General features: G+C 37.6%; 21 protein-coding genes. 4 read left to right on the top strand and 17 right to left on the bottom strand.

The window, feature by feature from the left end; translation table 11 throughout:
* Positions 1-66: 66 nt before the first annotated feature.
* On the bottom strand, positions 67-1,440 hold the full coding sequence (locus QNI15_RS17920; RefSeq protein WP_314032861.1) for a UDP-N-acetylmuramate--L-alanine ligase: 1,374 nt from the start codon (positions 1,438-1,440) through the stop codon (positions 67-69).
* A 348-nt stretch (positions 1,441-1,788) separates the two neighbouring features.
* Between QNI15_RS17920 and QNI15_RS17925 the strand changes: the two genes are divergently transcribed.
* The 3 genes from QNI15_RS17925 (at position 1,789) to QNI15_RS17935 (ending at position 4,444) form a co-directional block, all read left to right on the top strand.
* Positions 1,789-3,009, top strand: coding sequence for a pyridoxal phosphate-dependent aminotransferase (locus QNI15_RS17925; protein ID WP_314032863.1), 1,221 nt, complete (start codon positions 1,789-1,791; stop codon positions 3,007-3,009).
* Between the two features lie 132 nt (positions 3,010-3,141).
* Positions 3,142-3,486 (top strand): hypothetical protein, encoded by a 345-nt coding sequence (locus tag QNI15_RS17930; RefSeq protein ID WP_313982737.1) that lies wholly within the window; start codon positions 3,142-3,144, stop codon positions 3,484-3,486.
* A 115-nt stretch (positions 3,487-3,601) separates the two neighbouring features.
* The gene (locus QNI15_RS17935) at positions 3,602-4,444 is read left to right on the top strand and encodes a prephenate dehydrogenase (RefSeq protein WP_313997265.1); all 843 of its coding nucleotides are present in this window, start codon (positions 3,602-3,604) and stop codon (positions 4,442-4,444) included.
* A gap of 40 nt (positions 4,445-4,484) precedes the next feature.
* On the opposite strand, the gene QNI15_RS17940 is transcribed toward QNI15_RS17935, so the two are convergent.
* The 3 genes from QNI15_RS17940 to QNI15_RS17950 are packed head-to-tail and all read right to left on the bottom strand — an operon-like array spanning position 4,485 to position 5,669.
* A complete protein-coding gene (locus QNI15_RS17940) occupies positions 4,485-4,634 on the bottom strand; it encodes a hypothetical protein (RefSeq protein WP_314032864.1) in 150 nt (49 codons plus the stop codon).
* A complete protein-coding gene (locus tag QNI15_RS17945) occupies positions 4,621-5,199 on the bottom strand; it encodes a zeta toxin family protein (RefSeq protein WP_314032865.1) in 579 nt (192 codons plus the stop codon). Before QNI15_RS17945 ends, QNI15_RS17940 begins: the two co-directional genes overlap by 14 nt.
* Positions 5,199-5,669: a hypothetical protein gene (locus QNI15_RS17950; protein WP_314032867.1), complete on the bottom strand. Its 471-nt coding sequence runs from the start codon at positions 5,667-5,669 to the stop codon at positions 5,199-5,201. The genes QNI15_RS17945 and QNI15_RS17950 overlap by 1 nt, the downstream gene beginning before the upstream one ends.
* A 250-nt stretch (positions 5,670-5,919) precedes the next feature.
* Between QNI15_RS17950 and uvrA the strand changes: the two genes are divergently transcribed.
* Positions 5,920-8,817 (top strand): excinuclease ABC subunit UvrA, encoded by a 2,898-nt coding sequence (uvrA, locus tag QNI15_RS17955; RefSeq protein WP_314032868.1) that lies wholly within the window; start codon positions 5,920-5,922, stop codon positions 8,815-8,817.
* Positions 8,818-8,871: 54 nt separating this feature from the next.
* Here uvrA and QNI15_RS17960 read toward each other — a convergent pair whose 3' ends face one another.
* From QNI15_RS17960 to bamA, 13 genes are all read right to left on the bottom strand, one after another.
* Positions 8,872-9,465, bottom strand: a complete 594-nt coding sequence (locus QNI15_RS17960) for a hypothetical protein (RefSeq protein WP_314032869.1) — start codon at positions 9,463-9,465, stop codon at positions 8,872-8,874.
* A gap of 44 nt (positions 9,466-9,509) precedes the next feature.
* Complete coding sequence (locus tag QNI15_RS17965) at positions 9,510-10,547, bottom strand: glycosyltransferase (RefSeq protein WP_314032871.1); 1,038 nt, start codon at positions 10,545-10,547, stop codon at positions 9,510-9,512.
* A 14-nt stretch (positions 10,548-10,561) separates the two neighbouring features.
* Entirely contained in the window at positions 10,562-11,107 is a 546-nt protein-coding gene (locus QNI15_RS17970; protein ID WP_313997278.1) for an acyltransferase, read from the bottom strand.
* A gap of 35 nt (positions 11,108-11,142) precedes the next feature.
* Positions 11,143-12,420, bottom strand: coding sequence for a hypothetical protein (locus QNI15_RS17975; protein ID WP_314032872.1), 1,278 nt, complete (start codon positions 12,418-12,420; stop codon positions 11,143-11,145).
* Positions 12,417-13,364, bottom strand: a complete 948-nt coding sequence (locus tag QNI15_RS17980; RefSeq protein WP_313997282.1) for a nucleotide-diphospho-sugar transferase — start codon at positions 13,362-13,364, stop codon at positions 12,417-12,419. The genes QNI15_RS17975 and QNI15_RS17980 overlap by 4 nt, the downstream gene beginning before the upstream one ends.
* A 4-nt stretch (positions 13,365-13,368) precedes the next feature.
* Positions 13,369-14,292, bottom strand: coding sequence for a glycosyltransferase (locus QNI15_RS17985; protein ID WP_313997284.1), 924 nt, complete (start codon positions 14,290-14,292; stop codon positions 13,369-13,371).
* 13 nt (positions 14,293-14,305) lie between these two features.
* Positions 14,306-15,163 (bottom strand): hypothetical protein, encoded by an 858-nt coding sequence (locus tag QNI15_RS17990; RefSeq protein ID WP_313997286.1) that lies wholly within the window; start codon positions 15,161-15,163, stop codon positions 14,306-14,308.
* A gap of 89 nt (positions 15,164-15,252) precedes the next feature.
* The gene (locus QNI15_RS17995) at positions 15,253-16,128 is read right to left on the bottom strand and encodes an alpha-1,2-fucosyltransferase (RefSeq protein ID WP_313997288.1); all 876 of its coding nucleotides are present in this window, start codon (positions 16,126-16,128) and stop codon (positions 15,253-15,255) included.
* Positions 16,125-17,666, bottom strand: coding sequence for an ArnT family glycosyltransferase (locus tag QNI15_RS18000; RefSeq protein WP_313997291.1), 1,542 nt, complete (start codon positions 17,664-17,666; stop codon positions 16,125-16,127). Before QNI15_RS18000 ends, QNI15_RS17995 begins: the two co-directional genes overlap by 4 nt.
* A 458-nt stretch (positions 17,667-18,124) precedes the next feature.
* The gene (locus tag QNI15_RS18005) at positions 18,125-18,757 is read right to left on the bottom strand and encodes a cytochrome c oxidase subunit 3 (protein WP_313997293.1); all 633 of its coding nucleotides are present in this window, start codon (positions 18,755-18,757) and stop codon (positions 18,125-18,127) included.
* A 183-nt stretch (positions 18,758-18,940) separates the two neighbouring features.
* The gene (locus QNI15_RS18010) at positions 18,941-19,534 is read right to left on the bottom strand and encodes an OmpH family outer membrane protein (protein ID WP_313997295.1); all 594 of its coding nucleotides are present in this window, start codon (positions 19,532-19,534) and stop codon (positions 18,941-18,943) included.
* A 108-nt stretch (positions 19,535-19,642) separates the two neighbouring features.
* The gene (locus QNI15_RS18015; RefSeq protein ID WP_313997297.1) at positions 19,643-20,185 is read right to left on the bottom strand and encodes an OmpH family outer membrane protein; all 543 of its coding nucleotides are present in this window, start codon (positions 20,183-20,185) and stop codon (positions 19,643-19,645) included.
* Positions 20,186-20,315: 130 nt separating this feature from the next.
* Positions 20,316-22,865 carry an outer membrane protein assembly factor BamA gene (bamA, locus tag QNI15_RS18020; protein ID WP_313997299.1) on the bottom strand — a complete coding sequence of 850 codons (2,550 nt, stop codon included), beginning with the start codon at positions 22,863-22,865 and terminating at the stop codon, positions 20,316-20,318.
* Positions 22,866-22,884 lie beyond the last annotated feature (19 nt).

Genomic DNA, 22,884 nt, shown 5'->3' on the forward strand with positions numbered 1-22,884 from the left:
AATGCATCTTGCAGGCTGTTTTCATGCAGAACCTTTGTATGGCACTAAGGGTTCTAGTCAAAAAAATTAAAGAATATGACTACTCAGGCTTTTCATATCTAAGCCGTTGTAGTTGCCAGAACTCATCATTAAAAGATTCGTATCTTGCCAGCTTTGTTTCAGCAAAAATTCTTTTAATGCTTCGCTATCCGTAAATACCTGAAGATCGGGTCTGTTAAATGCTATTTTGATGTCTTTTTCACTAAGAGGCTCCAGTCGTTTGTGTTCAACTGTATGAGGATTATAGTAGGCAACAGCAACATCGGCCTTATTGAATGTGTCCTTATATTCTTTCAAAAAAGTTTTGTTCAGGCTGCTAAATGTATGAAGCTCCATGCAGGCAATCAATTTCCGCTTGGGGAACTGTGCTTTTACAGCTTGTGTAGTAGCTTCTAATTTGGAAGGAGCATGGGCAAAGTCCCGGAAGAATGTAGTGTTGGCATTGCTACCTACAATCTCCAGTCTGCGGGCGGCACCCTTAAACGAAGAAACAGCCCGATAGAATTCAGCTTCTTCTATTCCGATCCGTTCCAGCACGGTTTTAGCTGCACTGATGTTACGCATATTGTGTTCACCAAATATGCTTACCGGTATTTCCTGATTGTCTGATGTAAGCAGATAGGTTTTACCCTCTTTGATGCGATGTGGATGGGTATCATATTCCTGACGTGCTACATCTTCACGTTCTTTACGGCAGATTACAGTTACCAGATCATCATTTTTATCAAAAATAAGTGAGCCGGCTTTAGGTGTAGACTCTGCAAAGAGTTCGAATTGCTTCACATATTCATCAAAGTCAGGATATACATTGATATGATCCCAGGCAATGCCACTCATCAGACCAATATGGTGTTGATAATACAAAAACTTAGGCTTACGATGAATAGGTGAGGCAAAGTATTCGTCGCCTTCAATAACGATAATCGGAGCATCATCCGTAAGCTGAACCATTGTCTCAAATCCTTCTATCTGAGCTCCTACCAGATAGTCAAACTTCCGGTTCAGGTGTTTCAATACATGCAGAATCAGAGAGGTGATAGTGGTCTTCCCATGGCTTCCTACAATGACAATGCGTTGTTTGTTTACAGAATGCTCATAGACAAACTCCGGATAAGAATACACTGGCAAACCAAGTTCCTGAGCTTTTTTCAATTCAGGGTTATCCTCACGGGCATGCATACCCAGAATGACAGCATCAATACCTGAATGAATCTTTTCTGGATACCATCCGTCTTTCTCTGGCAACAGCCCATGCCGTTGCAGGCGACTTCGCGATGGGTCCAGAATCTCATCATCAGATCCTGTTACGGTAATTCCTTTTAGATGTAGCGCTATGGCCAGATTGTGCATTGCTGCACCGCCAATGGAGATAAAATGTATATTTTGTAATTTGTCTTTCATGAAGTTGGTCTCTAAATAGCTTTCAAAATATAGCCTGTTTTTGTATATACAGGCTGATAGTAAAGCAGATCAGCATTTCATTTTTGAAGCAGGGTGCAAAAATAGATAAGTCTGTCAGATTTACCATAGCTTGGTACGAATGAAAAAAAAAATTGTTATAGCCGCTTTCTCAGGTTATATACCTATATTTGTAAAATTTTTCTAGCTGAAATTACCTGTTTTTCATTTGGATAAGAAGAAATTGACTTCCTCTATACCTGTGGGCACAGTATTTTCAGTCATCAACAATACTAAAATAGTTTCTTAAAAAGTAATAGTTACCCATTTAGTATTCTTTATTCTTCTTAAATGATTAGCCGAAGTTCCAATCTCAATGGCGTGAATTATGAGATTCGCGGACCCATTTATGAGCAAGCTGTCGCACTAGAGAAAGCCGGTCATTCCATTATTAAATTACACATTGGCAATCCGGCACCGTTTGGTTTCAATACCCCGGCGCACATTCAGCAGGCCCTTATCGATAACCTGGCCAAAGCCCAAGGCTATGCAGCCTCAAACGGTATTCTGGAAGCCCGAGCGGCAGTCGCGAAACATTATACACAGAGAGGAATACAAGGCATCACAGAAGATACTGTTTTCATTGGAAATGGTGTCAGTGATCTGATCATGTTAAGTTTACAGGCATTACTGGAAAGAGGCGATGAGATTCTGCTTCCTATGCCTGATTATCCTTTATGGACATCTGCTGTTCGTTTGTGTGGTGGAAATGCAGTCCATTATGTATGTGATGAACAGGCCGACTGGATGCCTGATCTGGAAGATATTCGTAAGAAAATTACGCCTAAAACCAGGGGATTGGTAATTATTAATCCCAACAACCCTACAGGTGCAGTATATACGCGGGAGACACTGGAAGGTCTTTTACAAATAGCCAGAGAGCACAATCTGATCATATTCTCCGATGAGATCTATGACCGGATTCTGTATGATGATGCCAAACATATCTCTATTGCATCCTTAGCTGATGATGTGTTGTGCCTTACCATGAGTGGCCTGACCAAAAACTACTTTGGTGCAGGTTTCCGGGCTGGCTGGCTGGTTCTGAGCGGTAAAACCAAAGAGGCGCAGGATTATATGGAAGGGCTGATGTTACTTGCTACCATGCGGGTGTGTAGCAGTGTACCTGCACAATACTGTATTAAACCTGCACTGGAAGGTTACCAGCACATCGATGATCTGGTATTGCCAACCGGGCGTTTATATCAGCAGCGGGATGCTGCTGTGCAGGCCATTAATGCGATTCCCGGATTGAGTTGTGTGACTCCTAAAGGTGCTTTTTATCTGTTTGCGAAAATAGATACTACTATATGTCCTATTGAGAGTGACAAACAGTTTGTGATGAGTGTACTCAAAGATGAGAAAGTATTGGTAGTTCAAGGCTCTGGTTTCAATTACCATACATCTGATCACTTCCGTGTGGTGTTCCTGCCTACGGTAGACCAGCTAACCGAAGGTATTTCCCGTATAGGGAAAGTAGCCGAACGTGTGGCAATGACAGAAAAAGTATAGGACAGCAATAATCCTTGATTTATACTACAGATCCTTCTGCTGAAGCTATTGTTTCCTGCAGAAGGATTTTTTCTTTTATAGTAGCAGGGCATGCTTTTTTAGATGAGGTAGTATATACCAAACCTCGTTTATATGGCTACTGTAAAACAGTCTAAAAACTACAGCACCAACCTGGATGCTACCATAGAGATACTTAACAGAGATGCCGGCGTTTCGGCAACCTTAGCTATTCGGAATGTAATAGATTGGATCAATACACTTTCTGTAGAAGGATTGATACCAGTAGCTAATCAACTGGAACAACTGGAAGATTTACTTTCTGCTCCTGAGCGGGATGCTGTCAAGATTGCTGATTGTATGGATACGCTAAGTAAACTTACGCTGGAAGCTGCTTCTATTGAGGATGGTGCTCAGGGAGATAAGATACGGGAACTGGCTTATACACTGCAACGGGCTGCCAAAGTGATACGGGAGTAATAATCCGTTCATTCCCTGTTGAAAACTTCTACTGACTTCTTATAATTTTTTATCGCCCAAACCATCAAATTTACTTTCTTTGCATTATTGTCCATTAAAAATCTAAGAATACGCAATGAAAGTAACTGTAGTGGGGATCGGGTTGATTGGAGGCTCGATTGCACTGGCACTTAAAGAAAGTGGTTTTGCCGAAACTGTTATTGGAGTAGACAACAAGTCAGAACATATAATCAAGGCTCTGGAGTTAAAGTTGGTTGATAAAGTGCTTTTATTACCCGATGCTATTAAGCAGTCGGATATTGTTATTCTGGCTACTCCTGTAGATTCATTGCTGACATTGTTACCACAAGTGTTGGATCAGGTAGATAACCAGATTGTAATTGAAGTGGGGTCTACCAAGAAGCTGGTGGTGGCCAGTGTGAAGAACCACCCAAAGCGGAAGAATTATGTAGCCACACACCCTATGGCAGGAACAGAGTATTCTGGCCCGGAAGCCGCGATACGAGGATTGTTTGCTGGTAAATGCTCTGTTTTCTGCGATATAGAAGATAGTGATCCCACAGCCGTAGAGACTATCAAACGATTATATGAAGAGGGAATGAATATGCGGATTGTTTATCTGGATTCAGTGTCCCACGATGTGCATACAGCGTATATATCCCATATCTCACACATTTGTTCGTTTGCCTTAGCACAAACCGTATTGGATAAAGAAAAAGAAGAAGCCCGTATCTTTGAGCTGGCCAGCGGGGGTTTTGACTCTACTGTACGTCTGGCAAAGAGTTCACCTGATACCTGGATACCAATATTCCGGCAAAACCGTGAGAATATTATTGATGTGCTGGATGAATATATCAATACTCTCCTCACATTCAAAGGTTTGATGTTAAGTGGAAGCTACGATACGTTTCATAAGAAACTGGAGCACGCCAATGACATCCGCCGGATTCTGAAGTAATTATAGAAAATAAAGGTCAAACTTGAGGAGCAAGTTTGAGTTACTCAGGTTTGATCTTTACTATCTGATTATCTTTCAGTACAACCAATTCACTATCCATTCGCTTCTTGTATGCGATTAGCTTGGGATAAACCTGATTCATACCTGCAATGATTTTTTCCTGGGTTTGAGTTCGTTTATACGATTTCATATTGTTGTAGGATTGTGAATTTTTCTTCATTGGCAATATGGATTCCTGAGTCTGTGTTTTGCTCTGCGATGAGTTCATATCTACCTTCTGAGTTATCAAACAGCATTGCTTCATCTACTAACGGTAGATAGATTTGAAACAAATTTCGGAGGCCACTCACATAACGCCTTTTGATAGTTTCTGTTTCAATGTTATGGCCGCCTTCCTGCACACGTATCTTTACCCGTTCTATCGCTAGTTCTACTTTTCGCAACCAGAAGAACAATAACACAATTGTATATCCCTGTGTTCTGGCATTCCTAATTCTACTCTTGTAACTTTTGGTAGCAAGTGTAGTTTCGAAAGCAAATGTTGCCTTGTTGCTCATCAAAGTATCCATTCGCATCAGCATCAAACGACCTGCTTCCATAGCAACAGTTTCTGGCTGAAAAGGAGATAAACCGCGGGCAATCTCATCCGCATTGACAAATTCTTTACAATTCAGAAAATCAGGTAGAATGGTAAAGGATGCAGTAGTTTTGCCTGCGCCATTGCAGCCGGCAATGATATAAAGGGTCTTTTGCATTATCTCTTTAATTGCCCTACTTGTGTAAGTACATCAACTATGAGTTCCGACTTCATTGTGCCTATCAACAATTTTTTATGATCTAGAAACTCAAGTTGTAAACCCTCATTACCAGAAATGTTAAAAGCTCTGTTCTTTCTAATACCTCGAATTCCCCAACCTCCATATTCCCCAATTGGACTATACGAACGGACGAATAGTTTGCTGAGACTGTTCCAGGTATAGTGTTTGAATTGCAAATGAAAAGGAAAAAAGCGTACATAGATACCATCAGATTTGATTTGAGTCTCCAAACGGAGTATCAGGAACAGAATGGTTAGAATAGTCTGAATAACTATAGGAATGAGATTGTCTTTATTGGTTTGTGAAACCAGTTTATATAAAGCTATACCATTGAGAAATATAAGAATAAGCCAGAGCCACCATTGTCTGAAGTATTGTTTCTCAGAGAAAAGTATTTGTTCTTCCATATCAAAAGATAGTAACTAGTCTACAAGGTTTTAGAAAGTAAGTTTTAACTTCTGGCTTTATATTCTTATGGGATTTACTTAAAAATAGTAATGCTAGGTTTACCCACAAAATTGTAAAAAATGACAAATTCAACTTAAATGGTTATTTTCCTTAAACCATAGAGTATCAGGATTAATTATATAATAATACGAACCTCTTTGATAAATTCATAGTTGTCTCTTATATTGGCTTGTTTGAAAGACGAACATTATGGCAAAGAAACAAAATCCAAAGTTAACAGAAGCAATATCCTCTAACGGAACAGACATACATACAAATTCTCCAGTTGATCTGGTAGGCTATGAAAGCATTGAAGTATATGGTGCCCGCGAACACAATCTGAAAAATATTGATGTAACCATTCCCCGAAACAAACTCATTGTGGTGACAGGTATCAGTGGGAGTGGTAAATCTTCTCTTACGTTTGATACGATTTATGCCGAAGGACAACGGCGATATATGGAAAGTTTCTCTGCCTATGCCAGATCCTTTATTGGGGATATGGAACGTCCGGATGTAGATAAGATCAATGGATTAAGCCCGGTTATCTCTATTGAACAAAAAACTACTTCCCGTAACCCACGGTCTACCGTAGGAACCGTAACAGAGATTTATGATTTTTTGCGTCTTCTCTATGCACGGGCAGGAGAGGCATTTTCATATCAGACTGGTGAGAAAATGACCCGTCAGTCGCAAGACCAGATTATTGAGCATATTCTTGAACATTTCGATGGACAAAAGTTAACTATTCTGGCGCCAATCATCAAAGGGCGTAAAGGGCATTACCGGGAGTTGTTTGTGGAGATTGCCAAGAAAGGATATACTAAAGTTAGAGTAGATGGACAGATTCAGGATATTGTTTCAAAGATGCAACTGGATCGGTATGCTATTCACGATATAGAAATTGTGATTGACCGGATCATTGTTACAGACAAGGATCGGTATCGATTATCCCAATCCATTGGAAAAGGATTGACAGAAGGAAAGGGAATTATTTTTATGCAGGATGAAAATGGGAATGTGCAACCTTTCTCTCAGTTTTTAATGGATTCCAGTGGTTTGTCGTATGATGAGCCTGCTCCCAATACATTTTCATTCAACTCTCCGTATGGCTGGTGTCCGGTTTGTAATGGTTTAGGAAATATTGAAGAGATAGACCCTGCTGCTGTACTACCTGATCATTCACTAAGTATTACCCGTGGTGCTATTGCTCCATTGGGAGAATACAGAGATATCTGGTTCTTTAAGAAGCTGGAGCCTGTATTGAAAAAGCATAAACTGACACTGTCATCCCCTCTAAACAAATACTCAGAGGAGGCCATAAAAGATTTATTGTATGGTTCTGATAGTACATATAAAATACCCAGTGAGAAGCATGCCGGGACCATGTATGAGTACAAATATGAAGGGGTAATTCATTACCTGACACAACAGGAGGAGTTCGGTTCGGAAAAGACAATGCAGTGGGTACAGGATTATAAAACCATACGAACCTGTCCGGAATGTAATGGAGCCAGATTAAAGAAAGAAGCCTTATATTTTAAAATAGCTGATAAAAATATTGCCGAACTAGCCTGGATGGATGTTAACAAGCTATCAGATTGGTTTAGTGATGTAGAGACCCGGTTAACAGAGCGACAAAAGATTATTGCTACAGAAGTATTAAAGGAAATTCGCAAACGTATCGGATTTTTGTATGATATCGGATTAACCTATCTGACGCTGGACCGCCCCATGAAAACACTTTCTGGTGGGGAAGCTCAACGTATCCGGTTGGCTACACAGATAGGAACACAGTTGGTAGGAGTATTATATATTCTCGATGAACCCAGTATTGGATTGCATCAACGTGACAATGTTCGCTTAATCAAATCCCTGCAGCAGCTTCGGGATATAGGCAATACCGTGTTGGTGGTTGAGCATGATAAGGATATGATGCTGGATTCAGATTATATTTTAGATATTGGTCCGGGCGCTGGTCGTCATGGCGGACATGTAGTGGCTGCCGGAACTCCAACCGAATTTCTCAAGCAGCCAAGTACTACGGCTGCGTATCTGAGTGGAAAAAAAGCAATCGAAGTGCCGGAGAAACGAAGAGAAGGAAATGGTAAGTTTTTGACACTCCATAATGCCAGAGGTAATAACCTGAAAAATGTAACACTAAACCTACCTTTGGGACAGATGATCTGTGTGACAGGAGTTTCGGGAAGTGGTAAATCAACATTGATTCATGAAACGTTGTTTCCAATCCTGAACCGGCATTTTTACAATAGCCGTCGCGAGCCTATGCCATACGATTCCATTGAAGGGTTGGAGCATTTAGACAAAGTGATAGAAGTGGATCAGTCACCTATCGGACGCACGCCTCGTAGTAACCCTGCTACATATACAGGTGTTTTTACAGATATCCGATTGCTGTTTTCTGAGTTGCCAGAAGCAAAGATCAGAGGGTACAAACCTGGTCGTTTTTCTTTCAATGTGGCAGGTGGTCGATGCGAAACATGTGAAGGTGCAGGTGTACAGATGATTGAGATGGATTTCTTGCCAGATGTAGTCGTTCCTTGTCCTACATGTAAAGGGAAACGATATAACCGTCAGACACTGGAAGTTCGCTTCAAAGGGAAGTCTATCTCTGATGTACTGGATATGACCGTAGAGCAAGCTGTAGAGTATTTTGAAAATCAGCCAAAAATTCTTCGTAAAGTGCAGATGCTGAAAGATGTTGGATTAGACTATATCACACTGGGCCAACATGCAACTACTCTGTCTGGAGGCGAGGCACAACGAGTGAAGTTGGCAGAAGAACTTTCCAAACGGGATACTGGTAAAACCATGTATATTCTGGATGAACCTACAACAGGATTGCATTTTCAGGATATACAACATCTGCTCGATGTATTAAACAAACTAACAGACAAAGGAAATACCGTATTGATTATTGAGCACAACCTGGATGTGATCAAAGTTGCAGACCATATTGTGGACATTGGACTGGAAGGAGGAGCTGCCGGTGGACGTATTATCGCTCAGGGAATCCCAGAAGATGTGGCAAAGAACAAAGAAAGCCATACCGCAATATTCTTAAGACAAGAACTGGGAATGGCCTAATGACTTTATTGCCACGAAATAGTAAAATAGAGAGCTATCTGTAAAGATAGCTCTCTATTTTGTTTGTAGCCAGGGATGATTATCTCCATAACAGATTGTAAGAGAATTCTGTAAGTATTGTTTGGCTGTGGGAGCCAGTTGGGGGAACACTTTTTCGAAATCCAGTTGATCTTTATTCCGAATAGTTTTGGATTTGTAGAGAAGTTGTATTTCTGGTTTTAGAACCTTAAGTCTATCTTTCTCAAAGAAGATATCTGTATAGGGTAATTGAACCTGGGTATTCCTTTTATAGATCCAGCAGGAATTTTTTACATCAATCAACATTATTTGAAGACACCAACTGGTGTGAGTTTCATCCAGTATCCATATATCCTGAATAGGATGAGTATAATATGTATCAGCCTGATAGGGGAGAAGATGACCCCGTCCATCTGCTACAAAGATCTGGTCGGAAGAAATATAGTTTTTTAGTAAGGACTGATCTTCTCTTTTAATAAGAATATCAATATCTCCATGAGGGCGATAGGTATAACCCAGAAACTGTTCTAACGCAATCCCTCCTGCTAAGATCCAGTCTAGTTTACCCAATAATGACTGAATGGAATAAACAGAAAGTGGTTGCCATTGAGTATATTCCGGAAGATTCATAATAAGTACTCAATTTCTTTTCACAAAATATATTCATCCGAAATTTATACGCGAAAGAACTTCAGAAGGTCTTTGTAATTAGATTGTTCTGCTACCTGATAATTTTTTTGTCCAACAGCCATTACATCGATTTTTTGAGCCTTTTGTAAGGTTTTTAAGAGACTTTTACCACCCTTTCTAAAAAACAATTCCTGTTGATGGTGCAATAGTTTTTGTAGAAAGATGGTTTCTTTGGTAATGACTGGTTTACCAAACGAAAGGGCTAGATCAACCGAGCCTGAGTGCTCAATATTTTTGAAGGGCAGCACTACCACATTCGCTGCATTCATATAGTATTGTACCTGGTCAATGGCAATGAATGCATTGTGAAATACAATGCGTGGGTGATTATTAATTTGTTGTTCAATACTTTTTTCGTACAAGGCAGAATCCCCTTTTCCTGCAATAACCAGATAATTGCCGTCTCCTTCCAACTCTTTGAATGCTTTGATTAATTCTTCCAGTCCTTTATATGGTTTTACCATCCCCAGAAAGAGATAAATGAAGGCTGTATCGCTAAAATTTAAATTAGTGCGTCCTTCTTTCTGAGTAACTGTGTTGGGATAGTAGTGATGATAAGGAACATCCTGAATAACATATATCTTATCCAGCGGAATCTTGAAAAATCGTGATGCTTTCAAACGGGTAGAATCAGAATATACTCTGATTCTGGAACACCGACGCAAAAAATATCTATATATCACATGCTCTATCTTTGTCCATCTTCCTGCATGATTACGCATGTTATGCAGTGTGTGGAGAATCGGTGTTTTTCGTATATGAATAAGGTATTGAATTTCAAACCAGAACAGGAAACATTTCAATAGTGTAATAAGCAGTGTTTTGCCTAGAATAAAACTTTGTATCCAGTCATAGTAAACCACATCTGGTTTATGTGTATGGATTGCCTTCCAGGTAGCCAGAAAACGCCCGGAAGGGGCTTTAGCTACTTGTAAGTCATGTTTCTTTAAAAAGTCGATGAGTTGATACTGAAAGGGGTTATTTGGCCCGGCATCTGGAAGAAAAAGTATCTTTTTGTTCATTAAGCTGCTCTTAATTATTGAAACCAGGGTTGGTGATGCAATTGATACAGTAATTTGCTGTTACGTTGTCCAATAACCTTGGCTGGTATACCTCCTACAATACTCATAGATGGGACATCTTTCGTGACTACACTACCTGACGCTACGACAGCCCCTTTGCCGATTGTGATTCCAGGTAGAATGGTGACACGTGAAGCAATCCAGACATGATCTTCAATGGTTACAGACCCTCCTTTATCCCGATGATAATCATCATGCACATCATGTTCCAGTGTCCAGATATTGGTTTCCTGTGCAATATCTACGTTATTTCCAATACTAAGTTTACCTCCTCTGCCATCCAAAAGTACATTTCTGTTAATCACACAATGATCACCAATGGAGATATTTTTTCCTTTACGAATTTCCAACCCCATTAGTGCATTACTTTTCTTTCCAACTTTCAAAAGCATACGTCGGATGAAAAACATGCGTATGTTATGAAAAGGAATAAACATAATCCATCGGTTGAATACGTAATTCCAGAATGCAACAAGAAATATTTTAATGGATGTGATCATGTGTATTGTATGAGAAAATACCAAACGCTGATAGATTAACCTGCTACCAGATCCTGAGCGAATTCCCCAAAACTTTTAAGTTTAATCTGCTTTACTACCTGCTTGTTATAGGCAAGCAAGTCTTGTTTGTTCGTTTGAAGTTTTTGAACAAAGTCCTTAAATTCTTCTGCAGAGTGTATAATGTTGGGTGCATTCATGCTCATTAGATACTTATCATTCTGAAACTGATGAACAAAGTTAGAAAGAGATAAGATACCTCCACCTGAAAATTCAGGGAAGTCCAGGATTACAGAAGGTGTGTCAATGAAGCATGCTTCAAGTCCCATAGTAGTCCCTAAATGGATAAATGCCTCTGCATGTGTAATCTTATTATATTTCTCATAAATCTGTTCTTCCCCAACAGAGAGGTTCTTAGAACGAAACTGATCATCCAGCACTACATTCGGTAATTGTTTCAGATTTTCGTAATAACTCCAGTTAGTCAAAACAGGGTAGGGGCGAACTACTAGCTTCAGAGGCGATTGTATTTCCTGGAGCCAGCGACTTATCTGCTCAATAACCTGGATTTCTTTGACTGTTAACGCTGGGATGCCAATTGCACAACCAAAGTAGATATAGTTAAAGTCATAAGGACTTGGTGCAGGTGATTGTTGCAGAAACTCATAGACATAGGCAAACTGAGACGATCCCGAAATGTGAATCTTGGCCGGTTCTATATTCTGCAAATCAATCAGATCTTGCTTTAATCCTTCATGCCACACCAGATAACGTACCTGGTCTGAGTATTTTACATGTTTACAAGGGTGATCCCAGCTGTATACATACACCTTAACTTTTTTGTTTTCCTGGATCAGACGTGAGAAAAAGTAGCTATCACTAATATCTGTAAAGCAGATAAACTGATCAATGTCATCAATCTCAGTATTTCGTTTGTAGCGGATATTTTTCAGATAAGTATCATAGCTTAGAAATCGAGGGAGTTTCATACTCAGATTAAGTCTCGAATAAGCTTTTTGTTGCACATTTTCTTTTTCGCTTAATGAAATCTTAAAATACTCCATTAGGTAAAAGTTCTGACGACTTTTGGGGAGCTTTCCAAAGAAACGGAATAAATTATCCCATATCTTATTGATAAAGCTATTTTTATGTTCATCTACTATTCGTATCTCTGCATTGCCAGCATGCTGCCGAATAATCTCTTCATCGGCTTTTCTTACAAATAGTACTACTTCATGTTGTTGATTTACAAGTTGAATAACTTTTCTGACATCATTACGAAAATCAAAGAAATGTACCGCGAATCCAATCTTCATTTAGTCACTTGTTTTAATGCGTTCTTTGCTTTTGAAGGCAATATTTTTTTTAGCGTCCAACGTAATTTATCTTTCCAGGTAGGAATTGGAAAAAACTTGGATTTATGAAACGTATAATAATCTGCCTTTTTATCTTCTTCTATAACAGATGGATGAGTGATTAGTTGTAGAGAGTCTGTTGGAAGATACGAAATCTGTGCATCAACTTTAGTTGTATGAGTAGCTGTTTCTGTAAAACCGATATTGGATATCAAATTTGTATTAGGAACTATTGACAATCTGTCTAAGTACCAGTTAGCAAACATCCACTGATAATCCCATGCATCTTTTCTTTGCCCATCTCTGAGTGTTTCAAGTTTTCTATACCAAAAATCTTTTTCTATTTGTGTTGCGCTTTTTTGATCAATAATTTTGTTTTGTATTATTGAATCTGCGTGTTCAATAGTAAAACTATATTCCTTCCATCTATTTCTCCATGTAGCCCATCCCCAAATAAGAAAGTATTTTGAATAATAATAGGATGCAGGACCCCTTTGCTGACCATGTTGAAAGTTACAGCCAGTAATTTGTCCAATATTCAGATTATCGGCATAATATTCCAGAAGATATTCACAAAATGTAAAAAAAGAGGGATTTGGTAAACAATCATCTTCCAGAATAATACCTTTTTCGACATGTTCAAAAAACCATGATATGGCAGATGAAGGCCCCAAGCCACATCCTAAATTTTCATCTCTGAATAACGTCTTTACTTCACAATCCCAGTCCACCTGATTGACTATTGCACGTGTCTGCTGACATAATTCAGCTTCATTAATCCGATCAGATCTGGGACCATCTGCGGCTATAAACAGTTCCTTTGGCTTTGCTTTGCGAATCGCCTGAAATACCTGATTTGAGCTTTCCGGACGATTGAAAATTATTAATAATACGGGTGTTTTCAAGCTATTAGTTTTTACTGAAGTCAAATAGTCCGCGAATATAGCCTATCCGTGCATACACTATACATTTGAACCAGAATACTTCCGGGTTATTCGTTTCTTTTCTAATATAAAAAATATGAGATGGATTACGTAGGAAACTATATATAGATGTACACAATTGTTTTACCCATCGAAAGGGTGTTGGTTTTTCCAATATTCTCCACATAAGAGCATCTGAGTAGCCACCCCAATAGTAACGTTGTGTAAACCAGCTTTGATGTAATCGAACTTCCTGAATATGATGATAGACACAAATAGCCGGATCATAATACACAGTACATCCTTTTTTTTGAAGTTGTTTTATAAGAGCCGTTTCTTCACCAGACAATAATTTAGTGCCTTTTCTGCCTAGCTTTGAATTGAATCCTCCTGTTCGTTCTAATAATTCCTTTCTAAATCCCATATTTACTCCAAATGGATACTTCTTGGTAAGGAACTGAGGGGTCGAAGAATAATCAACAATAGATAATGCACCTAGAAGCTTATCGTGAAGCCATGACGGGCGAGGAGATTCCCAGATAGGAATAACTTTTCCTCCAAGTATATCTTTAGATTGATCTATACATGCTGTATATATAGACGCCAGCCAATCTGCATGTGCAATAGCATCATCATCAATATAGAATATATAGTTACCTCTTGCCTTTTGCCAGCCTGTGTTTCTTGCTTTTGTCAAACTTGGTACTCCTTCGTAAACATATAAGAGATTAGTAATCTGGTTTTGGTATTGATTGGTAATCTCTTTTGTTTGATCTGTAGATGCATTATCAATTACAATGACCTCATATTTTTCCTGCGGTAATGTTTGGTCTTTAAGGGAATATAGTACTTTTTGTAAGTAACCTGCTCTATTATAGGTTGTAATAACAACCGAAAGAAATGTTGTCAAAATAAAAGTATATTTAAGATGTTAAAAACTTCTTGACAAAATAGGCTTGTTTTCTTATAAAAGATGGTTTTTTCATTGGTTTGGGTAGCATGTCAAACCATTCTTGCTTCTCTTCTTGGGTTAGATACTTAAAAAATAAATCATCAATTGGGCGAGATCCATCTACTCTCAGGCCTGCCCAGTGAATAATATAGGGCTTTGAAGTCTCATTTTTCCAGTATGGCAAATATTCATGGGGATAGTCTCCAGCCCATGTGGATTCTATGAGAGCAGGAGGAAAACTTAGATTATAGATGGATATAGGAGAAATATTGACCAGTAAATTGAAACCAGGCTGTTCATGCTTTGTATCTTTGAATGTTATACATGTGCTTATACTCTCTGGCCTTACACATGCTTCTTTTAATGTTTCAATCGTATAAATTGCTTCATCACATGCAAACTGACCCGAATTGAAGCAGTCTCTTTGCCATGAAGTGGATTTAGCTTTTAATATTTGTAAAGAGTCGGGGGTAAAAGTTTGTTCCTGACTATGCCAATGTCCACAGGAAGCTACAAATCCATTATAAGGAATTAATATGTCTTGAGGGTTTTTTAAGGCTACGATGTCTGTATCTAAGAAATGGTAGTTTTTTTCTGTTAAACACAGGTACTTTCTTGTCAGTCGATGTGCATTATTACTATCCAGCCATTGGAAAAAAGACTTATCTTCCCACCAAATAGAGTTTTCTGGCAGCTCAAACTTGTTATCATCATAAGGAATCACCCAAATGGGAAGGTTACATCCGCTTTGACGAAGTGATCTTTCTAATGCCAAAAATTTTAAACGAACTTTTTTGTTGGCAAGCGTGATGACTTTATCTAACTGCATTTTTTTGTATATCAGGTGGTATATATAAATATTTAAAATTCAGCATTCTGAGGAAATCGCTTATTGATAAATAATGATTAATCTATTTCTCAGATTTTGTGCCAATTTGCAGGTATTATATAATTCGATCTTTCATGATCTACATTTGTCCATTTCTTAGGGGCAATAATTTTTTTTTCTTTGCTTGGATTTAGCCATGCCCCCCACCAGCTAAATGTACTGTTAGCAATTATATGATGTTTGCATAAACTCATCAACTGCATATCTCTATAGCTTTTATCTCCTTTGTTATGATCAATAATAGTAAAGGGAAATGGTATATCTAGATTCTCGATAATCCATGGAATATCGTCTGAAAAAAGGAAGAAGTGAGGATCTATTACCCTATCTGCAATCCAACTGATAGCTTTCTTGTAATAATCAATATCACATGTTCCGAATATCTGCTGATACTCAGAATTCGATACGTAATCACCACGCCGTACATGTAGGCTTATCGCAGTCTTTTGACTAATCAAATTGGAGTATATACGATTTTGTTCATCTAATGGTTCTTTAAACCGTAAATCTTTTCGAAGCTGTGCTTCAATACTCTTAAAGTATTTTTCATTCTGCCAATAACCATTTAGATAAGCTGATGAATTTACTTTTAGAATATTAGGGTCAAAGTTGAATTGTTTTTCTTCAACAATATGCTTCTTGTAATAGGGTAGTAGAGGTTGTATGAGATTCCTATCTAGGCGATTTTTCCAGCTTTGAGTTATGCGTGTAGTTGCTGAAATATCATCCTCAGTTGCAATATTTTCGTTTATATCAAAATATTTTAATTCATATTGTCGGATTCCTTTTTTATACCAGGTAATATCTAATTTAAGAGGGGCCTGGTGTAATATTGACAGTGCTTTTCCTAATGCATACTGAAATAACTGATTTCCTAATCCTCCATTTAATCGTACTATAATCACTTGGGTAATTTGTAAATATGAGAAAATCCAATATTCTTTACTTTCTGGTATACACCATATTCTGTTGTAACACTTTTACCAACATCTGTAGATGCTATTATATATTGAGGTATCACATTGAAACATTTAATTTTGCCAGATGGATTGGTAACGTTTATATGATTTATTGATATAGACTTAGATTTATTTTTTAAGAATACCCAATATAGATAATCGCCATCATCTGCATTGAGAATTAATCCTACTCTATGAGTGCTATCTTTAACAATATAATCCGCTAGTTCTATTAACTGTGTTGCCGAATTGTTATATAAATTAAGACGTTTTTGGTTCCATATGGTAACATAGTTATTCAATTTTAGTGGTAATACAGGTTTATGAGTATTAAATAGCAGGCAAAAGATAGAAAAAATCAAAAAAACAGGAGTTATAAAATTTATAATTTTTTCCCTGTTGTAGAGCATAATTGCACTTATAGGCATGAAAAGTATAAATAGTGGAAGGTGTAAGCGAACATGCCATTCTTGCCAACGTAGGTAAATACAAAATAAGAGGAAACCTAAAATGCAAGCAAGTAAATAGTACCTAAAAATTATAGAAGAATATTTTTTTAAATTGACAAGTATAAGAATGCAGGTAAAAACTATTAATTGGAAATGGAAAAAATTACCAGCCGTATCTTCATCAAATGCAAGCCAGTTATCATAACTTCGCAATTGCCCACTACCAGCATAAGTGATACTAGGTTCATGTATAGTAAGATTAAGCCATTGGTGAATCTTTAATGTTACTACTCTGACTAGTCGATTCCAATATGAAAAGTCTGTACGAAGGTGTAGGGCTATGTTACGGATAATGTTCGACAACAATTTAGGAAGGGTGTGGGATGCATTTGTGTAGGCTTGCCGTTCTTCCTGTGTGCCTCCCAATATATGTTTATATATTTTATAGTTCCGATAAAAATGTCCTGCATTGAGAAATAGAATAGATGTAAGTATAGTTCCTATTAATATAGTTAGTCGTAAAAATTTCCTGCAAACAAATACTAAATAGATTCCAGCTCCCAGGCAAAATGGAAATAGCCATATATAAGAAATTGATTTAGTAAATACTGCCAAACCTATTGATAAAGCAGTACAGATAATGGGTAAATAAATGGCGGTTTCTTTATCTTTAAGTAATCTTATTAGAAAATAAACACTAGCAAGTACCCAACACGAATTTACCAGATCATTTTGGGTACTGTTGGCTTCTAATACTGCCATTGGAATAGTTGCGGTTAAGAAAATACTTACTATTTGTACCTGTTTATTCCCTCCCAGTTCTTTTGTAATTAAAGATACTATTAATAATATATTGGTAAAGAAGAAAAGTTGTACCAGATTTGCCCACCTATCAGTTCCATTCAGGATTTGCAAATGAAGAATAATATATTCAGTAAATGGAGGTTGATAGTGCTGCCTTAATACATGTGAAGGATAATGATCTATACTTTTATTTTGAACCCAGTGCATAACCCGAGCCATATGATAAGTCATAGAATCCCAAGTATTAGGTGGTACTATTAGACCTATTACAAATAGTGAAAATAATAACCCACACACAAATAGTATAAGTATCTTCTCGAAAGTACTGAGTGTACTAACAGAAGCTACTAAATAGGTCTTGTATCTGAAGAATAAAGGTGAAAATGTTTTTCTGGATATAACTAGAAATAAGATAGAAGAACTAATCCAGTATGACAAGAGACTGTTTAATGTTATGGAATGAAACAGATTAACGACTTCAGTAACAACAACCAGTTGTGTGGACCAGAATATGGTTGTAATTAGAAAAGATATGCGAAACGATTTGATCTCTAGCTTGTTAGTTATTAATACAAAGAGGGAAAAAAAATTGATAAAAAGAAAACAAGCTAACATAAAGATGTTGAGAGAACTATGTAAATAACAACAATATTAACTCCTTATCCGGTTATTTCAAAATAGATAGATTTTCAGAAATACTGCTGATACAAAAAGAAGATGAAAAGTAGTACCCATAGAATGTCAACAAAATGCCAGTATTGACTAATGAGGAGTAAGCGGAATTGATTGGGAGGATTGACGCTATAAATAAAACTATCAATATAGGTAGTCCGTTTGAGAGCCTGGATTAATAAGATACTTAGAAAGACCAGTCCACCCAAAACATGTAGTAAGTGAAGTCCTGATATAATATATAAAAAAGCGCCAGCAGTACTTTTATGGATAACAATACCTTCTTGCAGTAATGTTTGCCAGCCTATTATCTGAGTAATAATAAAGAGAATACCTAAATCAAGTGTTGCTGCCAGTAACCATTTGTAATAAGTAAAGCGATCTTGAATAAATGCTTTGTTTGCTAGATGGAGTGTGATACTACTTAAAATAATAAGGCTTGTACTAATCCAGAAGATTGATGGTATATTAAAACTCAGCCAGCCTGGTGTGCCTTTACGAATGATATATAATACTACAAATAACAAAAAAATCAGACTACTCCCTCCAAATCCCAGATAGAGCATAAACTGATAGGGATCTTTACGATGTGTAAAGAGGCCTGGCAGTGAAGGCTTGGCTGCGGATTGTTGCTCTGATTTGTAAGCCATAGTAAAATCTATCCATTCAAGCGACTAAAGAAGAGTTAGGTCTAGTCTATCTGAAACATATTTATAAGTGTATTTGTTGCTCATTCTTGTAAAAATAAAAAAACCACAAGATTATTAGAATAAATCTTGTGGTTTTTGTTTAAAGAGATCTTTCACTCTTTAGGTCCTTCTTCAATACCTGGCTTATTTTTTAGGTGTTGTAGTTGGTTTAGTGGTTGCTGGTGTAGTAGCAGGCTTTGTTGTAGCTGGAGTAGTTGCAGCTTGTGGTTTAGTAGCTTGAAGTTTCTTTACTACCTCATCCGATAAATCATCAGTAGCAGGAGAGTGAAATAATACTTGCTTATCTAACACATATGTATAGCTACCATCTGTTGCAATTTGTTTGATAGCATCTTGAATGCGTTTTTGAATAGGCTCAAATAATTGTTTTTCTTTATTTGAAATTTCACTTTGTGCAGATTGTTGCTTAATCTGAATTTTTTCTTGTAAGGCTTGCAACTCTTTCTGTGTAGCTGCCTGCATCTGAGGTGTCATAGATTGAAACTTATCTTCTGCATCTTTTACTTTTGCCTGAAAGTCGTCTGCATCTTTTTTCAATTCTTTATCTTTAATCGCTGCAAATTCACGTAACTGAGCATTGGCTGCTTTTACTTCGTCCAGCTTTTCCAGTACAGATTGAGAATCAACGTAGCCAATCTTAAGGTTTTGTGCCTGAGTGATGATGCTTCCTCCCAGTGCCAACAACATCGAAGCAAGAATAATGAATGTTTTTTTCATTGGAAATAAATTAAAATTGAGTGAAAGGGTAATAACTAATTTTAGGTTTAGCGTTTAGTATAAATAAAGATTATTTGCTGGTTTGGCATATTGTAATTACTATCTGACCTATTTTTTCTTGTTGGGGTTATCGTCTTTATCTCCTAGCCCTAGTTCTTCCAACACATAATCTGAATAATCGTGGCGAGGGTCTGCATAGATCATTATGAGATCTGCTGCTTTGTCAAACATGAATTCCAGTTTTCGGGTTTTCACAACTTTATTGACTGCCTCAAATATTTTGTCCCGAAGAGGTGTCATTAGTTCTTTCTTTTTCAGATATAATAATCCTTCGGGGCCATATACTTTCTTATTATAATCCATTGCCTCTTTTCGTTTATTCTCAATGGATTGTTTTCTTTCCTGCCGCATGGCATCTGTCAACAGGACTTCTTCTGCCCGATAATCCTGTTCCATTTTATCTATCTCCATCTGACGATCTTTTATCTCTTTTTCCCATTTGGTTGATGCAGCGTCTAGTTCACCTTGTACTTTCTGAGCATCTGGCATTTTACTTAAGATATAATCAGTATCAATGTAACCAAACTTTTGTGCCAGTACATCTGATGCAACCAATAGTGCAAATATGAGACCAAATATTATTTTTTGCATACGCTTTAAACGGATATTTACGCTTATTTATCGAATTAACTAACGTTAACAGCGTATTTTTATTCTACTTTAACTGGTGTTTTATCATAGAAAGTCTTTGACCGCAGTCAAATACTTTCTATGGTCCGTATTAACGGATCTGTTGTCCGATAGAGAATATAAATGTTTTTAAGCCGTTGTTTGACACACCTGGAATAGGATCAAGACCCTGTCCAAAGTCTATTCCAATTAATCCAAACGCTGGCATAAATATTCTTGCACCTACTCCAACTGTACGACGCAGGTTAAATGGATTAAACTCTTTGTATGATCCCCAGTTGTTACCAGCTTCCATAAATCCAAGCATGTAAATGGTAGCTGTCTGGCTTGTTGTTACAGGGTAGCGAAGTTCAGTTACATATTTGTTGTAAACAATACCTCCTGTTGCATTTCCACTGCTATTTAATGGTCCTACTTTTTGTTCATCATAACCACGGAGCGGAATGATATCACGACCTAACAGGAATCCACCACCTTGCATACCTACCATACCAGAACCTCCCAATACGAAACGTTCAAATGGTGTATAACCTACATCTGAACGATAGCGCCCGATAAAGCCCATGTGAGCACGTGTATGCAATACCAGTTTACCTATCAGGCTGATGTTCCACTGTGAGTCAAACATCCACTTGTGATACTCCACCAGACGACTGTTTTCACTAGATACTCCCAATGTTGTCCATGGTGGAGTGAATGTAGCACTTAAAGAGATTGAAGACCCACTACGAGGATATTGGAAATCACTGATGCTGCTACGGGATAATGTTGCATTAAACGTTACGTTGTGTGATACACCACTAGGGAAATTTGTTCCATAATAGGTTTGGCTGTATCGGTTAATGTTATTGTAAATCAAATAAGACAATGATGTACTCAATGAGAAGAAATCATCTGGTACTTTTAATCTTTTAGCCAGACCTACTGTAAATGAGGTGATCTGTAATGCCCGATAAGATCCGTCTGAGGTTCCTAATCTTGCATAGTAGTTCTGAAGTGTTTTACCAAAGTTGTTACTATTAATAGAGTGTGAAACACTAAAACTTAATGTATTCGGCTTTTTACCTCCAAACCATGGCTCACTGAACGAGACAGAATAGTTCTGAAACGATTTTCCATTGGCTTGTACCTGTAAGGATAAACGTTGTCCATCTCCTTTTGGTACAGGTCGCCACGCCTGACGATCAAATACCTTTCTACTGGAGAAGTTATTGAATGTCAAGCCTACAGTACCTACAAATCCAACGGCACCTCCCCAGCCACCGGACAACTGGATCTGATCACTTGGCTTTTCTTCAACTTGCCATTCAATATCTACAGTTCCATCAGATTGGTTAGGTTGAATGTTTGGAGTGATCTTCTGAGGATCGAAGAATTGCAGTGCACCTAGTTCTTGCTGTGTTCGTAAAATATTCCGGCGACTGAACTTCTGCCCAGGAATTGTACGAAGTTCGCGTAATACTACATAGTCACTGGTTTGGGTATTTCCTGCTAGTGTTACTTTGTTAATGGTAGCTTGTTCTCCTTCATTTATATGAAGCAATACATCCACAGAGTCATTAACCACAGAAATTTCTTCAGGTTGAATATTAAAGAACAAATACCCATAATCCATATACAAAGATGTAATGTCTTCTCCAGTTGGGTTAAATGTAAGGCGTTTCTCCAGTTCTTCTACATTATATACGTCGCCTTTTTTGATCTTAAGAATGCTTGCAAGTTGTTCATTGGAATATAAATAGTTGCCTTCCCAGTATATATTTCGATAGTAGTATTTCTTTCCTTCTTCTATCTTCATGTGAATGTTAATGGTTTTGCTATTATGCGCAAACACCGTATCTGAGATAATTCGAAAATCACGATAACCATTGGCACTATAGAACTTGGCTAACTTATCTTTATCTTCCTCATATTGAGATGCAATGTATTTAGATGGGGTAAAGATGTGGTAGATCTTTTTCTCTTTTGTCTTTTTTAATTTTTTATGAAGTTTAGCATCTGAGAAGATAGAATTTCCATCAAATTCAATTTCGTGGATCTTTACTTTACGTTTTTTATCAACATTGAAAATGAGCGTTACAGAATTTCCCGGAAGGCTAGTATCACGCACCTGATTTACTTTCACCACAGTGTTCATGAAGCCTTTATCTACAAAATACTTACGAACTGCCAGTTGTGTGTTTTTGATAAGTGCATCTGTAACGATCTTTCCTTTAATCAGTTTGATTTTATCTGTTAATGCATCACTTTCTCCTTTGCGTATTCCTCTAAAAGAGAACTTTGCTAACCTTGCTCGTTCTGTTAGATGGATATTTAACCATATCTTGTCACCTTCAATTTTTGTTGCTTTAATATCAACGTCTCCGACCAGACTTAATGCCCATATTTTCCGGATAGCTGAACTGATATCATCACCAGGTACAGTAATGCGATCACCAACTTTAAGACCAGAAACGGATATCATAGAATTAGGGTCCAGAAACTGGATACCTGTTACTGTGATTTCTGCGATTTCATATTCTTTTGGTCTATTATAGTTAATATCGACATTATTAGATGTACTACTTCCTGAAGGGGCTATCTGCGAATAGGCAGTTACAGCAAAGCAGCAGGAGAAAAACAGAAGAATAATTTTACGCATGATTGTATATAGTAATCTT

It is taken from the genome of Xanthocytophaga flava (assembly GCF_030068545.1).
In the GTDB taxonomy this organism is placed as follows: Bacteria; Bacteroidota; Bacteroidia; order Cytophagales; family 172606-1; genus Xanthocytophaga; species Xanthocytophaga flava.